General features: G+C 73.4%; 21 protein-coding genes. 1 reads left to right on the top strand and 20 read right to left on the bottom strand.

Annotated elements, in window-relative coordinates; translation table 11 throughout:
• Window positions 1-17 precede the first annotated feature (17 nt).
• The 19 genes from ABZY31_RS26280 to ABZY31_RS26190 all read right to left on the bottom strand — a co-directional run bounded on the left by ABZY31_RS26280 (window position 18) and on the right by ABZY31_RS26190 (window position 22352).
• Window positions 18-734 carry an alpha/beta hydrolase gene (locus ABZY31_RS26280; protein ID WP_356414710.1) on the bottom strand — a complete coding sequence of 239 codons (717 nt, stop codon included), beginning with the start codon at window positions 732-734 and terminating at the stop codon, window positions 18-20.
• A gap of 168 nt (window positions 735-902) precedes the next feature.
• Window positions 903-1706, bottom strand: a complete 804-nt coding sequence (locus ABZY31_RS26275) for a helix-turn-helix domain-containing protein (protein WP_356414707.1) — start codon at window positions 1704-1706, stop codon at window positions 903-905.
• A gap of 197 nt (window positions 1707-1903) precedes the next feature.
• A complete protein-coding gene (locus tag ABZY31_RS26270; RefSeq protein ID WP_356414704.1) occupies window positions 1904-2755 on the bottom strand; it encodes an alpha/beta hydrolase in 852 nt (283 codons plus the stop codon).
• 156 nt (window positions 2756-2911) lie between these two features.
• Window positions 2912-4159 carry a helix-turn-helix domain-containing protein gene (locus tag ABZY31_RS26265; protein WP_356414701.1) on the bottom strand — a complete coding sequence of 416 codons (1248 nt, stop codon included), beginning with the start codon at window positions 4157-4159 and terminating at the stop codon, window positions 2912-2914.
• 133 nt (window positions 4160-4292) lie between these two features.
• Entirely contained in the window at window positions 4293-7178 is a 2886-nt protein-coding gene (locus tag ABZY31_RS26260; protein ID WP_356414698.1) for an AAA family ATPase, read from the bottom strand.
• A 61-nt stretch (window positions 7179-7239) separates the two neighbouring features.
• Window positions 7240-7854: an FMN reductase gene (locus tag ABZY31_RS26255; RefSeq protein ID WP_356414696.1), complete on the bottom strand. Its 615-nt coding sequence runs from the start codon at window positions 7852-7854 to the stop codon at window positions 7240-7242.
• Window positions 7851-8936, bottom strand: a complete 1086-nt coding sequence (locus ABZY31_RS26250) for an LLM class flavin-dependent oxidoreductase (RefSeq protein WP_356414693.1) — start codon at window positions 8934-8936, stop codon at window positions 7851-7853. Before ABZY31_RS26250 ends, ABZY31_RS26255 begins: the two co-directional genes overlap by 4 nt.
• A 104-nt stretch (window positions 8937-9040) precedes the next feature.
• Entirely contained in the window at window positions 9041-9877 is an 837-nt protein-coding gene (locus tag ABZY31_RS26245) for an alpha/beta hydrolase (RefSeq protein WP_356414690.1), read from the bottom strand.
• Between the two features lie 134 nt (window positions 9878-10011).
• Complete coding sequence (locus ABZY31_RS26240; protein WP_356414687.1) at window positions 10012-12780, bottom strand: AAA family ATPase; 2769 nt, start codon at window positions 12778-12780, stop codon at window positions 10012-10014.
• Window positions 12777-13664 carry a carbohydrate ABC transporter permease gene (locus ABZY31_RS26235; protein ID WP_356414684.1) on the bottom strand — a complete coding sequence of 296 codons (888 nt, stop codon included), beginning with the start codon at window positions 13662-13664 and terminating at the stop codon, window positions 12777-12779. Before ABZY31_RS26235 ends, ABZY31_RS26240 begins: the two co-directional genes overlap by 4 nt.
• A complete protein-coding gene (locus tag ABZY31_RS26230) occupies window positions 13661-14626 on the bottom strand; it encodes a sugar ABC transporter permease (protein WP_356414681.1) in 966 nt (321 codons plus the stop codon). The genes ABZY31_RS26235 and ABZY31_RS26230 overlap by 4 nt, the downstream gene beginning before the upstream one ends.
• Window positions 14626-15975 carry an extracellular solute-binding protein gene (locus ABZY31_RS26225; RefSeq protein ID WP_356414678.1) on the bottom strand — a complete coding sequence of 450 codons (1350 nt, stop codon included), beginning with the start codon at window positions 15973-15975 and terminating at the stop codon, window positions 14626-14628. Before ABZY31_RS26225 ends, ABZY31_RS26230 begins: the two co-directional genes overlap by 1 nt.
• Window positions 15976-16092: 117 nt before the next feature.
• Window positions 16093-16827 (bottom strand): alpha/beta hydrolase, encoded by a 735-nt coding sequence (locus ABZY31_RS26220; protein WP_356414675.1) that lies wholly within the window; start codon window positions 16825-16827, stop codon window positions 16093-16095.
• 49 nt (window positions 16828-16876) lie between these two features.
• Window positions 16877-17611 carry a GPR1/FUN34/YaaH family transporter gene (locus tag ABZY31_RS26215; protein WP_356414673.1) on the bottom strand — a complete coding sequence of 245 codons (735 nt, stop codon included), beginning with the start codon at window positions 17609-17611 and terminating at the stop codon, window positions 16877-16879.
• A 16-nt stretch (window positions 17612-17627) separates the two neighbouring features.
• Entirely contained in the window at window positions 17628-19514 is a 1887-nt protein-coding gene (locus tag ABZY31_RS26210; protein WP_356414670.1) for an amidohydrolase, read from the bottom strand.
• Window positions 19511-20464 (bottom strand): alpha/beta hydrolase, encoded by a 954-nt coding sequence (locus tag ABZY31_RS26205; protein WP_356414667.1) that lies wholly within the window; start codon window positions 20462-20464, stop codon window positions 19511-19513. The genes ABZY31_RS26210 and ABZY31_RS26205 overlap by 4 nt, the downstream gene beginning before the upstream one ends.
• Before the next feature lie 41 nt (window positions 20465-20505).
• Window positions 20506-21084, bottom strand: coding sequence for a DNA starvation/stationary phase protection protein (locus tag ABZY31_RS26200; protein ID WP_356414664.1), 579 nt, complete (start codon window positions 21082-21084; stop codon window positions 20506-20508).
• A 93-nt stretch (window positions 21085-21177) separates the two neighbouring features.
• Window positions 21178-21684, bottom strand: coding sequence for a DoxX family membrane protein (locus ABZY31_RS26195; protein ID WP_356414661.1), 507 nt, complete (start codon window positions 21682-21684; stop codon window positions 21178-21180).
• Between the two features lie 5 nt (window positions 21685-21689).
• On the bottom strand, window positions 21690-22352 hold the full coding sequence (locus ABZY31_RS26190) for a hydrolase (protein WP_356414658.1): 663 nt from the start codon (window positions 22350-22352) through the stop codon (window positions 21690-21692).
• 279 nt (window positions 22353-22631) lie between these two features.
• Here ABZY31_RS26190 and ABZY31_RS26185 point away from each other — a divergent pair, with 279 nt between their 5' ends.
• The gene (locus ABZY31_RS26185; protein ID WP_356414655.1) at window positions 22632-22829 is read left to right on the top strand and encodes an antitoxin; all 198 of its coding nucleotides are present in this window, start codon (window positions 22632-22634) and stop codon (window positions 22827-22829) included.
• A gap of 295 nt (window positions 22830-23124) precedes the next feature.
• Here the strand turns inward: ABZY31_RS26185 and ABZY31_RS26180 are convergent, their stop codons facing one another.
• A complete protein-coding gene (locus ABZY31_RS26180) occupies window positions 23125-23415 on the bottom strand; it encodes a hypothetical protein (protein ID WP_356414652.1) in 291 nt (96 codons plus the stop codon).
• Window positions 23416-23670 lie beyond the last annotated feature (255 nt).

The following is a 23670-nucleotide window of genomic DNA, read 5'->3' as shown; positions in this document are numbered from 1 at the left end:
CAGCGGAGGCCCGTCGGTCAGCTCGCCGTCGCCCGTACCGCCTGCCTGATCAGGTCGGCCACCCGGGTGGGCTCCGACAGGAGGACGGCGTGGGAGGCTTCCGGGAGTTCGACGACGACGGCGCCGGCGCGGGCGGCGCCGAAGCGCTGGACCTCGGGGGCGATCGTGCGGTCCGCGCCGGCCACCAGGGCCCAGGACGGTTTGGTCCGCCACGCCGCCGCGGACGCGGTTTCGGTGAAGGCGGCTGCGGCGAGGGGGCGTTGGGCGGCGGCCAGGACGGCGGCGACGTTCTCGGGGACGTCCGCCGCGAAGACGGAGGGGAACGCCGTCTCCTCGATGGTGACCTCGACCGCCGAGTCGCCGTCGGGCAGCGGGTACGTCCACTCCTTCAGGTGGCCCGTCAGCGGGGAGGCGGGGAAGTTGCCCTGGAGCCGCCCGACGCTCTCGCCCTCGTGGGGTACGTAGGCGGCCACGTAGACCAGTGCGACGACGTTCTGCGCCGTGCCCGCCACGGTGATCAGCGCACCGCCGTAGGCGTGGCCTACGAGGACGGCCGGGCCGTCGACCTGGGCCAGGACGGAGGCGAGGTAGGCGGCGTCCGACGCCAGGCCCCGCAGCGGGTTCGAGGGGGCGATCACCGGGATTCCACTGCTCCGCAGTTCCGAGATGACGCCTATCCAGCCCGTCGCGTCGGCGAAGGCACCGTGCACCAGGACAACGGTGGGGTGGGGCATGCGAGTTCTCTTCTCGGTGTCGGGCCACGGGCGGGCGTCGTCAGACGGTCGGGGCGCGGCCCGGAGTGCGGAAAGAGGTCCGTGCGACGGTTGCTCACGGTAGGGCCGTGGAAGCGGCACCTGTTGCAGGTGCGCGCATCCGCGCTGTCATGACGGTGCACACGCGCCTCAACGCGCTTGCGCGCCAAGGGCGTCGGCAGCCGGTGACGCGAAGGCCGAGGTCGCCAGCGTCTGCCATTCGCTGGGGCTCATGCCGTAGGCCCCGCGGAACGTGCGGCTGAAGTGCGACGGGCTGCTGAAGCCCCAGCGGTGCGCCACCGCGGCCATGGTGGTCCGCCGGTGGGTGCGGCCCAGTTCGATGCGGCAGAACTCCAGCCTGCGCTGCCTCACCCATTGGCTGACCGTGCTCCCGTCGTTCTGAAAGAGCTTCTGCAGGTAGCGGACGGAGATGTGGTGGGCGCGGGCGATCGACTCCGGCGAGAGGTCCGGATCCATCAGGTGTTCTTCGATGTAGCCGTGGATACGGGCGAGCATCTCGTGGCCGGCCCCGGACGCGTCCCCGGCGGCCCCGTCCGTCGTGTCCGCCTCCAGGAGCTCCATGACCAGGACGGAGAGCAGGTGTACGGCCGTCCGGGCGCGCCGGTCCCCGATCGCGGACCGGCGGGACTCGGCCTCGGCGGCGAGCGCCGTCAGGAACTCGGACGCCAGCGCCCCGATCCCCTCCCCGCCGCGTACCGGTACGCCGACCACCTGGTCCAGTTCCGGCTCCGTGACGCCCAGATAGCAGCGGGGCACCCGGAAGAAGATCATCCGGCAGTCCTCGCCGAACCGCAGCAGGTGCTGCCGTGCCGGATCGCAGAAGACAAGGTCGTTCGCCTCCAGCAGGGTCTCGGCGCGCCCGTGGACGACGGCGACGGGACCGCGGACGTGGACGCCGAGGTAGATGTGGTTCCGGTCGTCCGTCTCCGGCATGTCGGAGAGCATCCGGACCAGCCACCCCGAGCGGGAGGAGGGGGCGGAGGCGGAAGGGGAGGCGGAAGGGGAAGGGGGGGCCGGTCGGGGCGCCTGCCGGGGAACCCGTGCGGGCGCACGGGACATCAGTGCGGGGGTCATGGGGTTTCCTAGCCGTGGGTGGGCGGGTGGTGGGTGGGGGGCGGACGGAGGGGGATTCACGCGCCGTTCGCCGGCTCCTCGGCCAGGAACTTCTCCACCACGGCGTTGAAGGCCGGCGGGTTCTCCAGGAAGGCGAAGTGCGAGTTCGCCACGTCGGAGGGGAAGACGTGCAGGCGTGCGCCGGGGATCCGCTCGGCGACGAAGCGCTGCGAATCCGGGTGCACATGGCTTCCCTCGCAGCCGATCACCAGGGTCGGCACATCGATGCGGGGAAGGACGTCGCGCCAGTCCTGCGCGCAGTGGTCGAACAGCAGGGGTACGCCAGCGTGGGCGGGTGTGGACCGGATCTCCTCGTGGACGAAGGCCAGCAGCTCGGCATCCGGCTCGCCGGAGAACATCCCGCGCACGAAGTCGGCGCGGACCGTGTCGCCCTCCGGTCCCGCGAGGGCCGCCCCCAGGTACAGCAGTCCCGACACGTCGAAGATGGCACCGCAGTCGCGCTGTTCCCCTCCCGTCATCCAGGGCACGGCGGCGACCGCCGCGGGCTGGTCGACGGCGACGAAGCGCCGGATGCGTCCGGTCCCGTACTGGTCGATGAAGCTCCACCACACCGAGACGCCCATGGACCAGCCCAGTGCGTCGAACCGGTCGAGGCCGAGGTGGTCGACGAGTTCGAGCACATCGCGCGAGAGCCGGGCGATGCGGTAGCCGTGACGGGGCTTGGCGGACTTCCCGTGGCCGCGGAAGTCGACGGTGACCACGCGGCGGCCGGGCGCCAGGCCCTCGCTCTGGTGGCGGAACATCGCCTGCGTCTGCCCCCAGCCGTGCAGCATCACGAGGGGGACGCCCTCGCCGCCGGTGTCCTGGTACGCGAGCCGCGCGCCGTCCGTCGTGATCAGTTCCTGCATGACCTCTCCCCTGGTCAGAGGCGGTACCTCGCGGTCCCGCCCTCACGGACATCATCGAACGGGGCCCGCCGCCCGCACCACCGCGCGCTGTAGGAATCGGGCCGTGGATCCTTCTCGCTTTGTCGAAGCGGGTCGCGTTGTCGAAGCGGGTCGCGCTCAGGCGGCGCTCTCCCCGGCCCGGGGAAGGAGTTCCTGGATCCTCAGTCCGAGGTGCAGGGTGAGCCGGTGGGCGCCTTCGTCGAGGTCCAGGCCGGTGATCTCCTGGATCTGGCGCAGCCGGTAGTAGAGCGAGGTCCGGTGGATGCCCAGCGTGTCCGCGGTGCGGGGAATCGATCCGGCGTGTTCCAGGAAGCAGCGCAGGGTGTCCCGCAGGCGGTCGCCGCCATGGGCGCCGCTCAGGCTCCGGAGCGCCTTCGGGACCAGGGACGCGTTCAGGGCGTGTTCGGGCAGCTGGAGGAGCACCGCGAGCTCCCCGAGCAGCTCCCAGTCGCCGACGCCCTTCAGGGTGGGCAGGCGGCGTGCCGCGCGCGCCGCCACGAGCGCCTGCTCGTACGAGGTCCAGGCGTCGTCCAGGGCCGGATGCCGGCCGCCGACACCGATCACGGGATCCGCCGACGGGCCCAGGAACGTGCGGAGTTCGTCCAGGATGCGGGCGGACTGCGCGGTGACCTCCTCCGGGAGCGGTGGGCGGTCGCGCAGCTGGAGCAGGGTCGCCCGCTCGGTGCCGACCGCGATCAGGGCCTGGGCCGAACGCGTCTGGCGCACCACCTCCAGCGCCCCCCACAGGGCCGCCTCGGACTGCTGCACGAGCTCGGTCGCGCAGCCGAGCTGGACGACGGTGACCATGACGTGCCCGGCCGCTCCGAGCAGTCCCCGTTCCTCGCCGCGCCGCCGTGCGGTGGTGCGGGCGGCGACGTCGGCGCCGACGAGTGCGCGGACGAGGTCCCGCTCGTCGGCCTTCCGGGAGTCGGTGGCGATGCGCTCGCCGTGCATCAGGGCGGCCATGGCGTCCGCGGCCCCGGCGATGGCACGTGTCTCGTGCTCCGCGAGGGTCTTGTCGGGCACGACCACCAGGAGCAGTCCGAGAAGGTGTCCGCGCTCGCGCAGGGGCGCGACGTACCGGGGCAGCAGTCCGAGATCGTCACGGCCGTCGATGAATCCGGGCCTGGACCACCGGGTCACGCCCTGCGCGAGGACGTAGCGGATGGCCGCGTTGTCGGCGCGGCCCTGCAACAGCGTGCCGATGCGCACCGGGTCCTCGTCGCCGAAGTGACGGCTGGTGCAGACCATGCGGACCAGCGGGTCGTCGACGGCGACGGACCGGCCGAGCCGCTCCGCGAGCTCGTCGACGAGCGCCTGGAGCTCGGGACTGCCGGGGCGGGCTCGCTGGAGCCTTGCCGTCATGCGCTGTTCCTCTCGTGACCGGTTCCCCGCGGACTTCTGGCTTCCGCGGCTTTGATCATTCTGAGGAAACGACGGCGTCGGCACATCGCACGAATCGTCCATTGCCCCGGGGCCCCCGGGGGATACGAAGCGACTACTCTCCGTCGTCACGCTGCTTCGCCAGCCGGGTCAGCTCCCCGCGGGAGGTGACGCCCAGCTTGGTGAAGGCCCGGCGCAGGTGCGAACCCACCGTGTGCGGCGAGAGGGAGAGGTCCTCGGCCACCTGCCGGTTGGCCAGGCCCCGGGCGACGAGCCGTACCACCCGCAGCTCCGCGGCCGTCAACTCGGGCCACTCGCAGGAGAGTCCGGGCGCCGCGGGCCGGCGCCGGACACCGGCGGCCCGCAGGCGCCGGCGGACGCGGGCGACGTCCCGTGCGGCGCCCGCTCGCGCGTAGAGCGCGAGGGCCGTGTCGAAGTCCGGCACCGCTTCGGACACGCGGGTGAGCGCCAGCTTGCGTCCCACGTCCTCCAGTGCCGACGCCCGGGCCAGCGGCCGGGGGCAGTCCTCGTACAGACGGGCCGCGCGTACGAGCGTGGCGAGGTCGTTGTCGAGGAGCCCGCGGGCGTGCGCGGCCGCGGCGGCGAGGAACGCGAGGCCGGGGTTGAGCACGGCGAGCCGCTCGGCCAGGGCCACTGCCTGCGCGGCCCGGTCGGGGGCGCCGCCGCGCAGCGCCAGGCGGACGAGGACCGGGGCGTCGGCGGGGTCGATCAGGCCGGCGTAGGCCGGCCGGTCCGCGGCGGGCGAGGTCGTCACCTCGTCGAGTGCGGCGACGGCCCGGTCGGGCCGGCCTTCGGAGTCCGCCAGCAGCGCCAGCATCCAGGAGCCGAAGTACCGGACGACGGGTGCGGCGTCGCTGCGCATCCGCCTCGCCTGCGCCGCGTACGCGCGCGCGGTCCGCCGGTCGTCGGTGTGCAGGGCGACGCGCATCATCACGTACCGGAGCGTGACGTCGGCGAGGTTGCCCGGGCCCGGATCGTCGGCCGCCGCGGAGGCGGACGCGGCTTCGGCGTCGGCCCGGGCCTCCGCCAGCCGCCCGGCCTCCAGGAGGATGCGGGAGCGGGTCATGAGCCACATGCGGGTGGCCGCCGTCCGGCCCTGCTCCCGGGTGATCCGGATGCCCTCCTCCGCGGCGGCGAGCGCCTGCGCCGAGCGTCCGGTGGTGTGCGACAGGAGGGCGTGCCACAAGGCCTCCGGAACCCACAGCGAGGTGCTGACGCCCAGGGCGTCGGCCAGCGCCGCGGCCCGCTCGGCCTGCCGGAACGCCTCGGCCAGGTCCATGCGGTGGAAACTCGCGGCCGAGCGGACCGTCGTCAGCGTGGCCTCGGCGGAGCGGTCCCCCGCCGCCGCCGCGGCCTCCCACGCCTGCGCGGCCACCTGCTCGGCGGCCGAGTGCTCCCCCGACATCGACAGCCCGACGGCGAGCATGGCGAGCAGGCGCCCCCTCATCTCCACGGGGATCCCGGGCAGCGCCGCCCCGGCGCGGGCCTGGCGGACGGCCTCCGAGAAGTCGAACGGTACGGCGAGGCGTGCCAGGGCGAGGCGTACGCGCGCCTCGTCCTCGGGTCGCAGAGCGCCGCCCGCCAGAGCCGAGGCCCCCAGCTCGCGCGCCCGGGCGGCCCGGCCGGTCTGCCAGAGCAGCGGGATCGTCTCGGCGATGGCCCTCGGCCGGTCCGGAGCGTCCGGGGCGGTGAGTTCCAGGGCCTTGAGGCAGCACTCCGCGGCGGCTCCCGGGTCGGTGGCCGCGAGTTCCGCCGCAGCGGCGCGCAGCCGGCCGGCCTCCGTCTCGTCTCCCGGTATCTCCTTCCCGGCTTGCGTCGCACCTGCCGGTGGGGCCGTCCCATCGGCCGACGGGACGGGACGCTCGGCGGGTGAGGCAGTGCTCCCCGGCGCCGGCCCGGCGGCTCGATCGCGCAGGGCCCGCCGCAGGGGCAGGGGAAGTCCGGCTTCGACCGCCTCGCGGACCAGAGCGTGGCGGAAGGCCAGGCGATCGGCGCTTTCGGTGAGCAGGTCGGCGTCGAGGGATTCCCGGACGGCGGTGATGAGCGCCGCCGGGGACCTGCCGAGCAGGTCGGCCAGCAGGGCGACGGTGACCGGGCCGCCCACCGCGGCCGCCGTCCGCACCAGTTCGCGCGCCTCGTCGGAGAGCAGGCCGAGGCGGCGCACGACGGACGGGAGCTCCCGTGGGGCGGGTGCGCCCGCCGGCAGCCCGGCCGTGCCGTGCTCGATCGTCACCGCCTCCCGCAGCGAACCGAGCAGTTCGACCAGCAGCTGCGGGACTCCTTCGGCGCGCCGGGCGAGGCGCAGGACGTCCGGGCCGGGAGCGGCTCCGAGGACGTCCTCGGTGATCCGTGCGGTGGCCCGGTCGTCCAGCGCTCCCAGCGCCAGCTCGTGCGCGCCCGCGCGCCGGATCCGGTCCAGGGTCGTCCGCACTCCCGACGGCACGCTGCCGCCGCGCACGGCGATCAGCCACAGGATGGCGTGCGACGAGAGTCTGGCCGCGAGGGTGTTGACGGTCAGGAGGGTCAGGTCGTCGCACCACTGGAGGTCGTCGAGGACGACCAGCAGGGGACCGTTGCGCGCCGTCTCCCGCAGCCGGTCCCCCAGTTCCTGGAGCAGCCAGAAACGCCGGCCGGGCGTCGTGGCGAGGTCCCTGAGGCGGACGGCACCCGAGAGCGGTGCCTCGCCGGAGAGCAGGCCGTCCAGGAGCGGGCCGAGCGGCACGGACTGCTCGTCGGGGTCCGCCGCTCCCTCGAACACCCTCGTCCCGCGCCGCCTCGCGGCTGCCGCGGACTCCGCGAGGATCCTGGTCCTGCCGGTGCCGACGGGGCCCTCGACCCGGATGATGCCGCCTTCGCCGCGGTCGAGCGCGTCGAGCCGCGCCCCGATGAACGCCATTTCGGCGTCCCGGCCGCGCAGCGGTGTCCGTACGTCCTCGCGTTCCCCGGGCACGGTTCTCGTCGTCACTCGGTTCGCGCTCATCAGGCGGAACAGTATGAACCATGCGCACCACGGCGCCGTGGCCCGGCCCCGGGGGCCCGTCTCAGTCGAAGCGCAGGTCGGCGAGTTGCCGTTCGAGGACGGTGACGTCGTCCTCGGGCTCCTCACCGGCCGGGCGGGCCGCCATGAGCGCGGCGAGCTCGGCGCCGGCCCGGCGGACGCGGCCGGGAAGGCCGTCGGTGTACTCGTCCGCCCCCGAGCCCCAGTCCTCGGAGGCCGCGAACACCGCGGTGGGGACGACGACGGCGCGCAGGTACGCGAAGAGCGGGCGCAGGGCGTGTTCGAGGACCAGGGAGTGGCGGGCGGTACCGCCCGTCGCCGCGGTCAGGACCGGCTTCCCGGAGAGGGCGGCCGGATCGATCACGTCGAAGAAGGACTTGAAGAGACCGCTGTAGGAAGCCGCGAACACGGGAGTCACCACGATCAGCCCGTCGGCCGCGGTCACGGCGTCGATCGCGGCACTGAGGCGCGGCGGCGGAAAACCGGTCACGAGGTGGTTCGCGATGTCACCGGCCACCTCCCGCAGCTCCACGCCCTCGGTCGACGGCGGCCGCCCGAGGGCGGTGAGCCCGTCGCGGGCCGCCTCGGCGAGCCGGTCCGCGAGCAGGCGGGTGGAGGAGGGGGTGCTCAGCCCCGCGGAGACGACGACCAGCTTCACGCGGCGGACACCTCCGAGGCGGCGCGGAGCGACGCGTGCACGGGGGCCTGCGGCACGTCGGCCGGACGCCCCTGGGCGAATTCCCGCCGCAGCACGGGCACGACCTCCTCGCCGAGGATGTCCAGCTGTTCGAGGACGGTCTTCAGCGGCAGGCCCGCGTGGTCCATCAGGAACAGCTGGCGCTGGTAGTCGCCGACACTCTCCCGGAACGACAGGGTCCGCTCGATGACCTGCTGCGGAGAGCCCACGGTCAGCGGGGTCTGCTCGGTGAACTCCTCCAGCGAGGGGCCGTGGCCGTACACCGGGGCATTGTCGAAGTAGGGGCGGAACTCCCGCACGGCGTCCTGGGAGTTCTTGCGCATGAAGACCTGTCCGCCCAGGCCCACGATGGCGTCCTCGGGCCTGCCGTGCCCGTGGTGCGCGAACCGGCGCCGGTAGAGCTGCACCATGCGCCTGGTGTGGTCGGCGGGCCAGAAGATGTTGTTGTGGAAGAAGCCGTCGCCGTAGTAGGCGGCCTGCTCCGCGATCTCGGGGGACCTGATGGATCCGTGCCACACGAAGGGCGGCACGCCGTCCAGCGGCCGGGGTGTCGAGGTGAAGGCCTGGAGCGGCGTACGGAAGGTGCCCTCCCAGTCGACGACGTCCTCGCGCCACAGCCTGCGCAGCAGCGCGTAGTTCTCCTTGGCCAGGCTGACGCCCTGGCGGATGTCCTGTCCGAACCACGGGTAGACCGGACCGGTGTTGCCGCGGCCCAGCATCAGGTCGACCCGGCCGTCGGCCAGGTGCTGGAGCATCGCGTAGTCCTCGGCGATCTTCACCGGGTCGTTGGTGGTGATCAGCGTCGTGGACGTGGAGAGGATCAGCTTCTCGGTGCGGGCGGCGATGTGGCCGAGCAGGGTCGTGGGCGATGACGGGACGAACGGCGGGTTGTGGTGCTCGCCCGTCGCGAAGACGTCCAGGCCGACTTCCTCGGCCTTGAGGGCGATGGCGACCATCGCCTTGATGCGCTCGTGTTCGGTCGGGGTGCGGCCGCTGGTGGGGTCGGGGGTCACGTCGCCGACGGTGAAGATGCCGAACTGCATGGGGTGTCCGCTCTCTTGAGCTCGTGCGGTTCCCGCGCCGGGAACCGGGGCCGGGGCGGCGCCGGGGGCTCCGGCGTCACCCCGGTGGGTCGGCGGTGCGGGTGTCACTTCGCCAGGAAGGCGAGGAGGGCGGTGTTGACCTCTTCGGCGTGGGTCCACAGCAGACCGTGCGGGGCGCCCTCGATCTCGACGTAGTCGGCCGACGGGAGCGCCTTGTGGAAGGGGCGCGCGGTGCCCTCGGCCGGCAGGATGCGGTCGGCGGTGCCGTGCAGGATCAGGGCCGGCACGTCGATGGCGGGGATGTCGGCGCGGAAGTCGGTGTACCAGGTCGCCGGCGCGGCGGACGCGGCGACGGAGCCCCCGCGGGCGGCGGTGTCCCAGCTGTTGCGGACGGCCTCCTCGCTGATCCGGATGCCGAGGTTCTCGTCGAGGTTGTAGAAGTCGTTGAAGAAGGCCGTGTAGTAGGCGTAGCGGTCGGCCTTGACGGCGGCCACGACCCCGTCGAAGAACTCCTTCGGGGCGACGCCGTCCGGGTTGTCGTCGCTCTGGAGCAGGCAGGGCTCCAGCGAGGCCAGGAAGGCCACCTTGGCGACGCGCCCGGAGCCGTACGCGGAGACGTAGCGGGCGACCTCGCCGGTGCCCATGGAGAACCCGACCAGGACGGCGTCCTTCAGGTCGAGGGTCTCCATGACGGTGTTCAGGTCGGCCGCGAAGGTGTCGTAGTCGTAGCCGGTGGTCGGCTGCGAGGACTGCCCGAACCCGCGGCGGTCGTAGGTGATCACGCGGTAGCCGGCTTCGAGCAGCGCGGCGCTCTGGCGCTCCCAGGAGTGGCCGTCGAGCGGGAAGCCGTGGATGAGGACGACCGGCTGCCCGGCCCCCCGGTCCTCGAAGTACAGCTCGACGGGGTTGGTGTTCTCCTGGCCCACGGTGATGTACGGCATGGGGATGGTCCCTCGATTCGGGTCGGGTGGTCCGCGCGTCGAAGCGGCGCGGCATGCCCGTCACGCTAGGACCGGTCCCGCGCCCCGTATTGCCGTACGGCGCACCGTGCCTTGCACGGGGGCGCAGGGTTCGCTCAGCCGCCGGTGACCGCCCCGGCGTCGCCCTGCGCGAGCGCGATCCGGGCCAGTTGGACCCTTGAGCGCACCGAGAGCTTGCGGAAGATCGACGCCAGATGGGTGTTGACCGTATGCGGGGAGACGACGAGGGCCTCGGCGGCCGAGCGGTTGGTGTGGCCCGCGGCGATCAGTCGGGCCACCTTGCGTTCCGAGGCCGTGAGCGCGTCCCAGCCCTGGTCCGGGCGCGCCCGGAGACTTCCGGCGCGCCGGCCGGAGCGGCTCGTGGCCCGTTCGAGAGCGGCCCGCACCCGCTCTGCCTCCGCGTCGGCGCCCGCCCGGGCGTAGAGGTCGTGTGCCCTGGTCAGGGCGGGTGTCGCAGCGGGGTCGCCCGTATCGAGGAGAGCGCGCCCGAGGTCGGCGGACGCGGCGGCGAGGGGCATCGGCCGCGGGCCGGTGAGGAGGATGCGGACCGCGCTCTCCAGGAGTCCGTGGTCGGCGTTCACCAGGCCGACCGCGTGGGCGGCCGTCCCCCGTGCGGTCGGCACGGAGGGGTTGCGGGTGGCGTGCCGCTCCGCCTGGGCCGCGAGGTCCTCGGCCAGGCCGCGGTCCCCGCCGCGCAGCGCGATCCGCACGGCCTGGACGACATGGGGGCGCAGGAGCCGCCAGCGGAGGAACGGATGGTCGCGCTGCACGGACCGGAGCCGTTCGGCCGCCGCCGCGTGGTCGCCGTCGGCGTCGGCGACGACGGCCTCCGCGTAGTGGTGCGCGGCGTGGTTGCCCGTGTTGGGCCGCTCGGCCACGCTCGCCCGCACGACGTCCAGGTGTTCCCGGGCGGCTTCGCGGTCGCCGCGCAGCAGCGCGAGCAGGCCGCGGTTGACGCGGATGTTGACCAGGTTGCCCGGCACCTGGAGGTCCGCTTCGAGGCGTTCGGCGGTGACGAGGTCGGCGTCCGCGTCGTCGAGCCGGCCGAGGCCCATGTTCAGGGTTCCCTGGGCCCAGCTCAGCATGGCGGGGCGCAGGGGGGCGTCGCCCGCCGTCCGCAGGAGTCGCCGGACGGTGTCGAAGTCGTCCAGGTGGATCCGGGCGACGGCCTCCTCGGGCAGGAAGGCGCTGTCGAACACGCTCAGCGCCGTGTGGTGTGCGACGGCGGTGGCGCAGTCGCCCGCATTGAGGGCGCTCTCGCCGAGGCCCCACAGCGCGAGGACGCGGGCCTCCCGGTCACCGGACCGCTCGGCCTCGGCGAGCGCCTGTTCACCTGTTTCGCGCGCGGCCTCCAGGTCGCGCCCGCGTGATCGGGCAAGGGCCTGCCGGGCGGTGAGCCGGGCGCGGATCACCGGGTCGGTCACGGCCGCCAGCGCCGCGGTCGAGCGGCGGGTCAGCTCGTGGACCTCGTCGAGGTGCCACAGGGCGTCGCCGAGTACGGACTGCAGCCTGGCGAAGGTCTCCAGCGGCGGGTGCCGGGCGAGCAGGGTGTCGCCGGTGTCCCGGGCCCGGGTGTAGCGGCCCGCGCGGGTCAGCGCGACGATGGCCCGCTCCCCCACGTCGAACAGCATGGGGGCCCGGGGCGGTACGAGTTCCAGGGCGCGTACGGCCAGGTCGGCGGCGAGGTCGGGCATCAGGGCGAGCGCGTCCGCGGCGGCCGCGCCGAGCAGCGCGATCGCCTCCCGGTCGCCGGGTTCGGCGCTCTTCAGCAGATGCGGGACCGCGTCGGTGGTGCTGCGGCCCGCCGCGACGAGCCGGCTCGCGGCCTCGCGGTGGAGCGCCCGGCGTACGGACGGGGCGAGATCGGCGTACACCGCCTGGCGGAGCAGGTCGTGGCGGAACAGCAGGCGCTCGCCGTCGTCGTGGAGGAGGGCGGCGGCGATCGCCTCGTCCACTTCGGCGCTGAGACCGGAGGCGGGCCGGCCGCACAGAGCGGCGGCGTCCGCGAGCGAGAACGCGCGGCCGAGGACCGAGCCGATCCGCAGGAAGTGCAGGGTGTCCGGCCGCAGGTCGGCCAGCCGCTCGCGCACACCGAGGACCAGCCGCGCCGGCGGCTGCTGCGCGTCCGCGCCCGACGCCGCGATGCCCGTGAGCATCTCGGTCGCGAGGAAGGGGTTGCCTCCGGCCCCGTCGAGAAGGGCCGCCACCGGTGTCGGCGCGTCCTCGCCGAGGGCGTCCCGGGCCAGTTCGGCCAGGGCGGCGCGCGAGAGCGGCCGCAGGGGGAGGGCCGTCGTGCGCGGCCCCTGCCCGTACGGCTCCGGGTCGTTCCTGCTCGTGAGCAGCCACAGGACGGGGGAACCGAGCAGCCGTGCCGGCAGGACGCTCAGGGCGAACCGGCTCAGCGGATCGGCCCACTGGACGTCGTCGACCGTGATCAGGACCGCAGTGCCCGCCGAGCGTTCCTCGATCAGCTGGGCCAGTCGTTCGACGAGCCAGATGCGCTGGTCGTGATGGCCCGCGAGGTCCGCGAAGTCCGCGGCGGACAGCAGGGGCGGGTCACCGTGCAGGAGGCCGGAGGCCAGTGATGCCAGGGGCGCCAGCTCGTGCAATTCCTCGGCGCGTCCCAGGCTGACGGCGAACCCGCGGGCCCGCGCGAGCGAGGCGATCTCGTGCAGCAGTACGGTCTTCCCGATCCCGGGCTCGCCCGAGAGCAGCGCGACCGCTCCTCCCTCGCCGCCCCGCACCGCCTCGACCAGGCCGCGCAGCCGCTCCAGCTCGGCTTCGCGGCCCCGCAGCCCGGGCCGGCTCAGCCCCGTGCTCCCGGTCACCGCCCTGCCCTCTCCCCCGGCGCGCTCAGGGCTCATCCCTTGACCGATCCGTCGAGCAGTCCCCGTGCGAAGTGCCGCCGCAGGCAGAGGAAGACGAGCAGCGGGACGGACGCCGCCACGAAGGCTCCCGCGGTGAGCCGCTGCCACTCGTTGCCGTACGTCCCGGCCATGCTCGCCAGTCGGACCGTCATCGGCGCCGTCCCGGCCGTCCCGCCGGACAGCGTCAGTGCCACGAGGAGGTCGTTCCACACCCAGACGAACTGGATGACGGCGAAGGTGGCCAGGACCGGGCGGGCCAGCGGCAGCACGATCCGGAGCAGCAGCGTCCCGTGCGACGCGCCGTCGACGCGGGCGGCCTCGATCAGCTCCCGCGGCAGTCCGGCCAGGAAGGTGTGCAGGAGGAACACGGCGAACGGCAGCGCGAAGACCGTGTGGGCGAACCAGACCTCGCCGAAACGCGCGGGACCGGTGGGCTGCCACGTGGGCAGGAACAGCCGGCCGCGGGAGAACAGCCGCAGGAGGGGGACGAGCGCCATCTGGAGCGGCACGGCTTGGAGCGCGAAGATGCCGACGACGAGCGCGTCCCGCCCCCTGAAGTCGATCCACGCCAGGGCGTACGCCGCGAGGAACGCCAGCACGAGCGGGAACAGCACCGAGGGCAGGGTGATGACGACGGAGTTGACGAAGTACTCCGCGAGCCGCCCCGGGCCGCTGCCGCCGCCGGACAGCACGTCGCCGTAGTTGTCGAGCGTGAGGTGCGGCGTCCCGAGGACGGTCCACCAGCCCGTCGTCTTGATCTCCCGCTCGGGACGGAAGGAGGAGAGCAGCAGACCGAGGGTCGGTGTCGTCCAGAGGACCGCGATGACCACGGCGACCGACGTGAAGGCGCGGGAGGTGAGCCGCTCCCGCACGCCGTTCACACCGCCCTCCGCCGGGCCCGGACCTGATGGGCGACGAGGGGGGTGACGAGGGCGAACAGGAGCACGGCGAGCGCCGCGCCGCGGCCCGTCTCCCCGTAGCGGAAGGCCTGGTCGTACATCTCCTGGGCGAGGACGCCCGTGCCGGACTGTCCGCCGGTCATGGTCTTGACGATGTCGAAGGACTTGACGGTGCCGATCGCCAGGGCGAGGACCACGACGAGCAGAGTGGGTCTGATGGAGGGCACGGTGATCCGCCAAAAGACCTGCCGGGGGGACGCGCCGTCGAGCCGGGCCGCCTCGTCCAGCTCCGCGGGCACGGCCCTGATCGCGCCGGCCAGCAGGACGGCCGCGAAGCCCGCCTGCGTCCACACCATCACCGCGACGAGGAGCAGGACGTTCCAGGGAGAGTCGACGAGCCACTGCCGCGGTTCGCCGCCGGACGCGACGACGAGCTGGTTCAGCAGCCCGATCTGCCGGGACTGCCCGGCGCGGTAGGCATAGACGAACCTCCAGACGACACCCGCGCCGACGAAGGAGACCGCCATCGGCATCAGGAGGAGGGACAGCGCGAACGCTTGGAACCGCGACCGTACGACGGCCGCCGCGTAGAGCAGTCCGACCGCGGTCGCCGACAGCGGCACGAGCACCATCCACACCAGCGTGTTGCGCAGCGCCACCAGCGCGCGGGGGTCGGTGGCCATCCACACGTAGTTCTCGACGCCCGCCCACGCCTCTCCCGAGCTGTCGGTGAACGACAGGGCCAGGGTGCGCAGAGCGGGCAGCAGGAGGCCGGCCGTGAGCAGCAGCAGCGCCGGGGCCAGCAGCAGGAAGGCCGCGGCCCTGCGCCGTACCGGCCCGCGGTGCAGCGCCAGCAGGAGCAGGGAGACGACCGCCGCGAAGGCGGCGACGCCCTGGAGCAGGTACAGCAGCTTGGGCTGCTGGGCGACGAGGTCGAACGACATCAGTGGCTCGGCCAGGACCGCTCGATGGAGTCGGCGACCTGCCGGGTGCTCGCGCCGCCGATCCAGTCGACGGATCCCTTCCAGAACGTCCCGGCGCCGACCGAAGCGGGCATCAGGTCCGAACCGTCGAACCGGAACCGGGTCCCGAGATCCTGGAGCAGCCGGATCGAGAGCCGGTCGACCGGGTTGGCTGCGTTCGCCGGATCCACGCCCTTGTTCGCCGAGACGAACGGACCCTTCGCCATCCGCGCGTTCGCGAAGTCCGCGGAGGCCAGGTACTCCTGGAACGCGCGCACTTCGGGGCGGTCGGTGAAGGTCGCGGTGAACACTCCCCCGCCGAGGACGGGGCGGGTGTCCGGGTCGGCGCCCGGCAGGAGGAAGGCGTAGACGTCCCCGTCCGGACCGATCCGGGTGCCCTCGGGCCACAGTCCGGCATAGAAGGAGGCCTGGCGGTGCAGGGCGCAGTCGCCGGAGAGGACCGGTGTGCCGGCCTCCTGGAAGGAGACGGACGCGATCGACTCGGCCGGGCCGAAACCACCGTTGGCGTACCGGTCGTTCCTGAGGACGGACCCCACGGTGTCCATGGCCCGGATCACCCGCGGGTCGTTGAACGGGATCGTGTGGGAGACCCACTGGTCGTAGACGTCGGTGCCCTGTTGGCGCAGCAGGACGTCCTCGATCCAGTCCGTCACGGGCCAGCCGGTCGCCTCGGCGGATTCGATCCCGGCGCACCACGGCGTGACGCCCGACGCCGCGATCTTCTCCGTCAGGGTCATCAGCTCGGACCACGTGCGGGGAACGCCCAGTCCCCGCTCCCGGAAGAACGTCGGGGAGTACCAGACGAACGACTTCACGTTCGCGACCAGCGGCGTGCCATACAGGGTGCCGTTCACGGTCGCGTAGCGGTTCCAGTCGGCCGACCAGCCCTGCTGCGCGAGGGCCGCGACCCGGTCGCTCGCGGGCTTGAGCCTGCCGGCCCGCGCGAAGCGTTCCAGGAGCCCGGGCTGGGGGAAGAACGCCACGTCGGGGGCGTTCCCGCCGTCGACCCGGAGCTGGATCCGGGCCTCGAACTCCCCGTCGCCTTCGTACTGGACGTCGATTCCGGTGCAGCGCGCGAAGTCGGCCCACGTCTCTTCGAAGAGGTCCGCCTCCCGGTCGCGGTTCTCCGCGTAGACGGTGACCCGGGTGTTCGGGTGGCTGCCGTACGCGGCGTACGGTCCGCAGTCCACGGCGGTGTGCGACGATCCCGGGCCACCGGCCTGCGGATCGCCTGCCCGCGGAGCACCACAGGCGGCGGCAAGAACGGCGAGGGCGCCGACGGCGAGTGCGAGCCGCGCACCGAACCTCATGGGTGGATCTCCTCCGATCGCCCGCCGAAAGGTTCTCGGGGGCGATCAGAAGCTACCAGCGCTCGAACAAAATCGACTAATCGTTCGATCTTGAACGATCGGGTCGGCGGCCGGCGGTCAGCGGGTGGTGGGGGCGGTGGCCCGCACCGCCTCCAGGATCAGCTCCGCCACGGTCTGCGGCCGGGAGAGCATGACCAGGTGTGAGGACTCGACCTCGACGGTGGTCATGCCGGCGCGCTCGTACCCGTAGCGCTCCACCTCGGGATTGATCGTCCGGTCGCAGGAGGCGACCAGGCCCCACGAGGGCTTGGTCTTCCAGGCCGCGGCGGGCGCCGCTTCCGAGAAGGCGCGTGCGGCCAGCGGGCGCTGGGAGACGGCGAGCACCGCGGCGAGGTCCGGGTCGACGTCCGCCGCGAAGAGGGCGGGGAACTTGGCCCTCTCCACCGAGACGTCGGTGCCGCCCTCGGTGGAGCCGGCCACCGGGAACGGGGTGTAGACGAGCGCGTCGGCGAGACCGGAGTCCGGGAAGCGGCCCTGCAGCTCGCCCAGGCTCTCGCCCTCCTCCAGCGCGTATCCCGCGAGGTACACCAGCGCCCGGACGTTGTCCTCCGTGCCGGCGAGGGTGATGACGGCGCCGCCGTAGGAGTGCCCGACCAGGATCACGGGGCCTTCGACGGCGCGGACCACCGAGGCGATGTAGGCGGCGTCGTCGACGAGACCGCGGTTGGGCACGGCCGGGGCCACGGCGTCCAGGCCGGCGGCGGTCAGCTCGGGTATGACGCGGGCGAAGCTGGAGGCATCGGCGAAGGCGCCGTGGACCAGGACGACGGTGGGGCGGGCGGGTCGGGACATGGGGGAACTCCTGAGTTGGTCACGTGGGTTACGTGGGTCGGGGGGCGGGTCAGAGGGTGCGGCGGACGCCGGCCTGGCGTTCCAGGTTGCGGAGCTGGACGGCCAGGTCGCCCTCCACGGCGAGGTGGGCGGGGCCGCTGCGTCCGACGGGCAGGACCTGCTCGCTGCGCATGTCTTCGAGCATCAGGGCGAACGCCGTGTACATCGCGACCAGCGCCACCACGAGGCCGAGCGCACCGGACGTGCGCGTCAGCCATTCGGCGCCGGTGACGCCCGCGAGGCCGGTGGCCGCCCAGCGCGGGAGGGACACCGCCAGGACGAGCCACAGCGCGCGCTTGGGCCGGGTCACGGCGGTCATCAGGGCCCCGAAGCAGAGGAGCGCCAGGTTGAACACGCCGAGGACCCGGAGGCCGTCGTCGGCGCCGCTGAGCATGATGAGCGAGTAGGGCAGCCAGCTGCCGGCGAAGATCCCCATCAGCGTCGCCGCGATCACGTCACGGGCGCCGAACGCCACGCAGCTCACGAGGAGTTGGAGGACGAAGGCCGGCAGCACGGTGAAGGCCACGGCGGCGCGGGCCCCCTCGTCGAAGAACCCGAGCTGAAGGCAGCCGGTCATCACGGAGGCGATGGCGATCGTGAAGAAGCCGAGCGGCATGGGTGAGGCGATGGGGCGCAGGTTGATCCGTGTCATCGACCGGAGGTCCGGTTCGAAGCGGCGCCCCGGGGGCGCGTCCGGCTCGATCGCCGGGGTGTCGCCGCCGGCGGCGGGAGAGGCTGCGGTCATCGGGTGGATCTCTCTTTCAGTGCGCGAAGCAGGGGTCGACGAGGGACGGCGCCGCGTCGGGGACGGCGCCGCGGGCGACGCGCCAGCGGCGGTGCTGCTCGGACTCGGCGACGGCTTCCGCCACGGCCTGCGCCTGCTGCGCACCACTGCGGTAGCCGCCGAAATGGGCCACCGGGCTCCACGCGGGGCTCACCGGCGGGACGGCCTCGTCCAGGCCCTCGTACTCGGCGGCCGCGTAGACCATGCGGCCGCCGACGACGGTGAGGACGGACTCGATGTCGGGGATGGCGTCCTCGGGCACGGTGAGGTAATCGGCCGACAGGATCGCGAGATCGCCGTAACACCCCTCTTTCAGGACGCCCTTGACGTCCTGTTCACCGGTGAGCTGCGCCCCGCCGCGGGTGTAGAGGCCGAGGGCGGTGGCCCGGTCGATCAGATTGCCGGCCGGGTAGAGGGCGGTGCCGCCGACGGTGCGCCCGGTGACCAGCCAGTGGAGCGCGACCCAGGGGTTGTACGAGGAGACGCGGGTGGCGTCGGTCCCCGCGGCGACGGTCAGTCCCCGGTCGAGCATGGCCCGGACCGGCGGGGTGTGGGCGGCGGCCCGGGCGCCGTAGCGGTCGAGGAACGCCGCGCCCTGGAAGGACATCCTGTTCTGGACGGAAAGGGCGCCGCCCAGGGCCGCGATCCGGTCGAGGCTGTCGGCCGAGACCGTCTCCGCGTGGTCGAAGAGCCAGCGGTTGCCGCCCGGGAAGAGCCCTTCGGCGGCGAGCTTCTCGAAGACGGCCAGGTCGCGGCGGATCGTCTCGTCGTAGGTCGCGTGGAGCCGGAAGCCCCAGCCGTTCTCCAGGAGGAGCCGGACGGCGCTCTCGAACTCGCTCTCGTAGCCGGCGGCGAGTTCGGGACGGGGTTCGGAGAAGTTCTCGAAGTCGGCGGCGGCCCAGGTCAGGTTCTCGCCCGCGCCGTTGAGCCGGAGCCACTCGTCCCCGTCCCCGGGCTTGACCGTCTCGGTCCAGCGCTTGAGGTCGGCGAGCTCCTGGCCGGCCGTCTGCGGAAAGAGGTGGTAGGCGATCCGGAGGGTCAGCTCCCCCGAGCGGGCGAGGTCGGCGACCGTGGCGTAGTTGTCCGGGAAGTTCTGGAACCCGCCGGCGGCGTCGACCGCGGACGTCAGTCCGAAGCGGTTCAGCTCGCGCAGGAAGTGGCGCGTCGACGTCCGCTTGTAGGCCTCGTCGAGAGCCGGCGCCTTGGCGAGGGTCGAGTACAGGATGAGGGCGCTCGGCGCCGCGAGGAGCACCCCGGTGGGTTCGCCGTCCCGGCCGCGCACGATCTGCCCGCCGCGCGGGTCGGGGGTTTCCCTGGTGAATCCGGCGGCCTGGACGGCGGCCCGGTTCATCAGCGCCGACTGGTACAGGTGCAGGACGAAGACCGGGGTGTCGGGCGCGGCGGCGTTCAGCTCGGCCACGGTCGGCATCCTGCGCTCGGCGAACTGCTCGGCGGTCCAGCCGCCCACCACCCGGATCCACTGCCCCTTCGGGGTGCGGCCGGCCTGCTCCCGCAGCATGGCGAGGGCGTGCCGCAGGCTCCGTACGCCGTCCCAGCGCAGCTCCAGGACGTAGTTCAGGCCGCCCCGGATGACGTGCAGGTGCGAGTCGTTGAGGCCGGGGATCACCCGGCGGCCGAGGGCGTCGACGACCTTCGTTCCCGGCCCGACCAGGTGGGCGAGGTCGTGGTCGTCGCCGAGGGCCGCGACCCGGCCGTCGCGGATCGCGACGGCACGGGCCTCGGGCCGGTCGGGGTCGCCCGTGAAGACCTTGGCGTTGCGGACGAGGAGGTCGGCGTGCCCGTGCTCCCTGCGCGGGGCGGGGACGAGCCCTGCCACCGGCATGCTCGGCGACGGCGCGGTCATGCGAGGGCCTTGCGCAGGGTGTCGGCGGCGAGACTGATGGCGAGTTCCGCGCCCTGCGTCCCGCGCAGTGCGTTCAGCATCACGAAGTCGTGGATGACGCCCTGGACGCGCAGGGCGGTGACGGGGACACCGGCGGCGCGGAGCTTCGCCGCGTACGCCTCGCCCTCGTCGCGCAGGACGTCGGCCTCGGCCGTGATGACCAGGGCCGGCGGCAGGCCGGCGAGCTGCTCGGCCGAGGCGCGCAGCGGGGAGGCGGTGATCTGGGCCCGCTCGGCTTCGGAGGCCGTGTACTGGTCCCAGAACCACCGCATGCCGTCGCGGCGCAGGAAGTAGCCCTCGCCGAACTCGTGGTAGGAGCCGGTGTCGAAGCTCGCGTCCGTGACCGGGTAGAAGAGGACCTGCTGGACGAGCACGACGTCGCCGCGCTGCTTGGCCATGAGGGTGAGGGCGGCGCTCATGTTGCCGCCGACCGAGTCGCCCGCGACGGCGATCCGCGTGCCGTCGAGGTCCTTGTGGTGTCCCTCGCGGGCGACCCACTGGGCGACGCTGTAGTTCTGCTCGATCGCGACGGGGTAGCGCGCCTCGGGCGAGAGGTCGTACTCGGGGAACACCACGGCCGCCCCGGCGCCGACGGCGAGTTCGCGGACGAGCCGGTCGTGGGTGTGGGCGTTGCCGAAGACCCAGCCCGCGCCGTGGAGGTAGACGATGACGGGCAGCGGGCCGGTGGCGCCGCGGGGGCGGACGATCCGGGCGCGGACGTCGCCGGTCGGGCCGCCCTGCACGGTGATCCACTCTTCGTCGACCTCGGGCAGCGGGACGCCCTCACCGCTCTGGACGCCGTCCACGGCCTCGCGGCCTTCGGCGACGGGGATCTGGTAGAGGTACGGCGGCCGGGCGGTGGCGTCGGCGAAGTCCTGGGCGGCGGGTTCGAGGACCGGACGGTTCTTCACGAGGGGTTCTCCTTCGGGGGACGTACGAGAGGGCGCGTTCATCAGCCGCGCACCAGAGGGGTGTCGACGAGGTGCTCGGCCAGGAACCACACCTGCGCCTCGCCGGTGCGCACGACATCGGAGACGAGCAGGTCGGCGCTGCCCTCGTCGCCCTCCCCGGAGAGCCGGGCGGCCGCCTCCCGGGCGTCGATCAGGATCCGCTCGTGCGCGTCGAGGAGCCGCGACAGCATGACGGGCACCGGCTCGACGCCGTCCGGCGGACGGGGGATCGCCGTCAGTTCCGCGACGTGGCGGGGGTCGCCGACGGCGACGCCGCCGAGGCTCTGGACCCGCTCGGCCAGCGCGTCCACGATGGCCAGCTGGGCCTCCGCGTGCTTGTCCAGCATCAGGTGGAGCGAGTAGAAGGTCGCCCCGCGCATGAGCCAGTGGTGCTTCTTGTAGAGGGAGTGGAGGATCTGCGTGTCGGCGAGAACGCGGTTCAGCCGCTGGCAGGCGTACATGCGGGTGTCGTGGCCGAGGCCGATCGGCAGCTGCTTGAGCGTGCCGAACGCCTGGGTCTCGGCGCCCTTCTGGTGCAGCAGCGGCTGGCCGCCGCCGTGCGGGCTCGTGAGGGTGTCCATCGGGGGGCTCCTGTTCGGAAAGAAGGGTGGGGAGGGCCCGGCCGCCCGGTCGGGGGTACGCGGGCGGCCGGGCCCGGTCCGTGGGGTTCGCGCTCAGCGGTCGGCGGTCGCCGGGGCGGGGGGCCGGTGCAGGACCAGCCGGGTGAGGAGTCCGCTGCCGAGACCGGCCACGAGCGCGGGGGCGGCCCACCACGGCGGGTACGGCGCCAGACCGAGGGCCGCGTCGAGGGACCAGGCCCCGGGGCCGGTGGCGGCGAGCGCGGCGGCGGTGCCGATGAGGACGAGCGGGTACTCGTAGCCGTCGTTCTGCACCCAGAGCCCGTGGCGCCATTTCACGGTGAGCGCGACCGTCATGACCCCGATGGCGCCGGTCGCGGCGAGCGGGGTCAGGAGGCCGCCGACGAGCAGCAGGCCCGAGCCGATCTGGCCGGCGCCCGCCGCGAGGGCAGTGAGGGCGCCGCCGCGGAAACCGTCGGCGCGGAACTCCTCGGCGCCACCGTCGAGTCCCTTGCCGCCGAGGTGCGAGCTGATCTTCTGCACCCCGTGACCGGCGACGAGCAGTCCCACCAGCAGGCGCAGGATCAGAAGGCCGGTGTCCACGGGGGTCAGCCCGCGGCGTGCGCGCCGATGACGCTCTGCGCGTACACGACGCCCAGGCCGTACGCACCCGCGTGGGCCTTCACGATCTCCATGACGGCGGGGTACGTCTCCTGGCGCGCCCAGTCCCGCTGCAGCTCCAGCAGCACCTGCACCCAGGTCACGGGCACCGCGCCGGCGGCCAGCATCCGCTGCAGCGCGTGCTCGTGGGCCGCGGGGCTGACGCCGCCGGAGGCGTCGGAGACCACGTACACCTCGTAACCCTGCTCCAGCGCGGAGAGCGCGGGCAGCACGAGGCAGACCTCGGTCCACAGGCCCGCGAGGATGATCTTCTTGCGGCCGGTCGCCTTGACCGCCGCCACGAGCGCCTCGTCCTCCCAGGCGTTCATGGTCGTACGGTCGATGACCTCGTGCTGCGGGAACACCTCGGCGAGCTGCGGCAGCAGGGGACCGGAGAACGACTCGGCGGCGACCGTGGTCAGGACGGCCGGCACGTCGAACGCCCGAGCCGCCTTGGCGAGGCCCACGGTGCTGTTGATGATCGCGGCGCGGTCGCCGCTCCCGGTGCCGAAGAACATCTGCGGCTGGTGGTCCACGAAGAGCATGACCGAGTTGTCGGGCGTGAGCAGATCCGTGCTGGGGGCGGCCTGCACCGTGGCGATGTCGAACACGAGGGGTCCTCTCGAAGCAATGGGTAACGTGCCCGGTCGCGTCCGCGGCTCGGCACTCCTCCACGCTAGGAGCGGCCCGGCCGGCCCCGTTGACCTCCTGCGCCCAGGAGTTGGCACGACAGCGCACAACCGGTCGAGGACCGTCGGCGCATGTCCACCGCTCACCCGAATGGCGGACGTGCGCGCCGCGCGGCTCGAACACCCGCACGAGTCGGGATGCGGACCGCGGGGGAACGGGAGATCCTCGGTGCAGGGCAACCGACCCAAAGGAGAACGGCTATGTCCGTAATGGACAAACTCAAGCAGATGCTGAAGGGCCACGAGGACCAGGCGGGCAAGGGCATCGACAAGGCCGGCGACTTCGTCGACGAGAAGTCCCAGGGGAAGTACAGCTCCCAGGTGGACACCGCGCAGGAGAAGCTCAAGCAGCAGCTCGGCGGGGACCAGGGACAAGGCGGTCGGCCGCCCCAGGTCTGACGGGCACCGGACGCATCGAGCGCGCCACGGCACCGGCCGTCCCTCGCACGGCTGAGGGGCGACCGGTGCCGGCGCGCCGGGCCCGGCGGCTCAGGGTACGAGCGGGGGCCGGGCGGGGCCCGGGCGGGCGGTCAGGCGCGGGTCAGGACCGCCACCGCGTTGTGGCCGCCGAAGCCGAAGGAGTGGCTGACCGCGGCCTCGGACTTGTGGGTGCGGGCGCGGCCACTGACGAGGTCGATGTCCATGGCGGGGTCCGGGTCCGTGAGGCCCGCCGTGGGTGGGACCGTGTCCTGCGTCAGGGCGCGGACGCGTACGGCCTGCTCGGCGCCGCGCCGAGCGCCCAGGCCGGGCGCTGCAGGGCCTCCAACCCGAAGCGCCAACTGCTCAGCGCCCCCGTGAGTTCCGCCCCCACCTGCTTCGCCGTGAGGGCCGCGTCCGCGAGCAGGACCGAGGCCGCGATGAGGAGTTCGGCGTCGGTCCGCTCGGGGGCCGGCAGGGTCGAAGGGGCCGGCCGCGTGCTTTCGGCTCCGGGATCCGGCCGCTGCCGCGCGGGGGGAGCCTTCTGGTCGACCACCTGAGGCGTCACGTTGCTACCTGCCATGCTGTCCGACGGCTTCGCCGCTGTGCCGACTGTGTGCGCAGGCATGGTGGCACCGACTGATCGCCGGAAAGCAATCGGCGTTCCCCAGGGGTGAATGACGGCAGAGCGGTGTTGACGGGGCCCACCGCCCTGACCGAACACCGCTGCGCTCCCTGCGCCGCCACCCCACCCTTCGAGCGATCGCCCTGGCCAGGGCGCGGACCCGGCCCGGCCCGCGGGGCCGCTCTGCCGGTCACTCAT

Source organism: Streptomyces sp. NPDC006529 (assembly GCF_040611795.1).
Lineage (GTDB): Bacteria > Actinomycetota > Actinomycetes > Streptomycetales > Streptomycetaceae > Streptomyces.
This window is presented reverse-complemented; position numbering and strand designations above follow the sequence as displayed.